General features: G+C 44.2%; 1 protein-coding gene and 2 pseudogenes. All 3 read left to right on the forward strand.

From position 1 onward, the window contains the following. Positions 1-211 precede the first annotated feature (211 nt). A pseudogene (locus H6F92_RS26920) lies at positions 212-551 on the forward strand (ISAs1 family transposase); the annotation flags it as partial. A 20-nt stretch (positions 552-571) separates the two neighbouring features. Then, positions 572-1375, forward strand: a pseudogene (locus tag H6F92_RS00325) (RNA-guided endonuclease InsQ/TnpB family protein); the annotation flags it as partial. Between the two features lie 155 nt (positions 1376-1530). Further along, on the forward strand, positions 1531-1992 hold the full coding sequence (locus H6F92_RS00330) for a hypothetical protein (protein WP_242029939.1): 462 nt from the start codon (positions 1531-1533) through the stop codon (positions 1990-1992). Positions 1993-2088 lie beyond the last annotated feature (96 nt).

Consider the following 2088-nt stretch of genomic DNA (forward strand, 5'->3'; position numbering starts at 1 on the left):
CGTCTGGAAAAAGGTCATCATCGCCTCGAAAAACGTTGGTGTTGGGCTGTACCTTTAGAAGCTTTCGGCGGTCTTTATCAACAGGCTCAATGGCAAGGACTTCAAAGTATTATAGCGTTTCCTGTTCGCAAGAGGTACATTATCGATGTTGAAAAGCTTAATTAGCAAAGGTTTAACTGTGCCACACAGGTGTGAGAACCGCTATATCATGGTTAAACGAGTTCGTCATCCTGGTCATAAAACCACTTGTGAAGTCCAATTTTATCTCAGTTCTCTCCCTGCTGATGCTCAAAAAATAGGTAATGCTATTCGTAAACATTGGGGCATTGAAAATCAGGCTCATTGGATTTTAGATGTTACTTTTAATGAGGATCAATGTCGGATTCGCTCTGGTCACAGCCCTCGTAATGGGAGCCTTCTTGAGACGAGTAGCACTTAACGCTCTTAACCAGGAATCCACTTACCGACGTAGTCTGGCACAAAAAAGTCAACGGGCGGCCATGGATAATAACTATATGATGGCTGTGCTGAAAGCCTTTTGTCAAGCCTAATTGAGATGCTCTTACCCTGGGAGTACCCGTCTGGGTTTGAGCCTAAACAAGCTCGAATTATCCGCAAAGCGTCGGGATTTTACGTTTTGGTTTCTTTCCAATCTACGGAATTAGTTCCCGATATGACAGTGGGGAAGACCTGTTTAGGAATTGACGCGGGAATTGAAAGTTTTGTTGCTACTTCACGGGGAGATTTAATCAAAGCCCCTCGATTTTTGTTGAAAGTACAGAGTAAGCTTAAATTGCTACAAAGACGCTTGAAACATCAAGTCAAAGGCTCTAGCAATTGGTTGAAACTCCAAGAGAAGATAGCGAGATTACACGAAAAAGTGTCTAATACTCGTAGAGATTGGCACTTTAAATTAAGTCATTACCTTTGCGATCTCGCTGATAATATTTTCGTTGAAGATATTAACTTCGTTTCTTGGTCTAGGGGTATCGTCAGAAAACAATCTCTGGATTCGGGCATCGGTAGTTTTATTAACGAGATATTACCGTTTGTCGCTTGGAAACGGGGGAAATATTATCTTAAAGTCGATAAAAACGGAACTTCCCAGGAGTGTCCGAATTGTGGTGCGATTACTGGCAAAAAGTCGTTATCGGAAAGAGTTCACCGGTGTGATTCTTGCGGTCACATTGAACCAAGAGATACGGCATCGGCGAAGGTAATCGAGAACCGAGGAAAAAATGCGGTCGGACTGACCGTATTAGTGGGACTTAGACAAAAAACAAATCGAGAAAAGCCTCAACTCCAATCCCCGCTTGGGATTTACTTCGAGAAGCCCAAAATCGCTGAAACCCAGATAGATCAAGGAAAATCATAAATCGAGGTTAACCCTTTGTCCCGTAATGGTTTGAGCCTTTTTTGCTGACCGAAAACGCCTAAGTCCCATTAGAAAACGCTTGCGGAGGCGGTCTGGCGGGGGTCGTTCAGTTAAATCTGTTCGATCTAGTCAAGAGCCTATGAATCAAGAATCCCTTGCTACACCGCGCTCCGCGGTTAGCGGGGGAGTGTCAACTCGACGGCATCTGTCAGGAGTCCACTCGCTTGAAACCCTACGCCCAAAATTTTCTGGCCGAACTATACGGGGTTTTACCGACGCAAGTGCGGATCGTCGGCAATATTATGCCCTATTCCACCACTAATCGCGCCTTAACCGATTCCGAGCGCCCTCTAGCCGGTTTCTGGCAATGGGTGGAAACAAACGGTCAGAAAGGGCATAACGGTGTAATGGCTTTAATCAATCTGCGGAATTTATTTAAGATCGTGGTTTCGGCCGATGATCGCTACGGACCAATTTTTAATCAGGGTTCGGCGGGAGTGATTCCTGAGGCATTACTACACAATGATTATCCCTTGGCCAGTAAGATACCAATTACTTTTATCGGTTATAGTGGCGGCGCTCAGGTTTCCTTGGGTGCAATTATAGCAATTCTCTGACTTATGAGGTACAGTAGCAACAGTGAGTAAACCAATTGCGAATATCTTTTTGAGTAACTTCTAACATAGCCAATTCAATCCCTTCTATTAAGTCTT

The organism is Microcystis wesenbergii FACHB-1317 (assembly GCF_014696875.1).
Lineage (GTDB): Bacteria > Cyanobacteriota > Cyanobacteriia > Cyanobacteriales > Microcystaceae > Microcystis > Microcystis wesenbergii_A.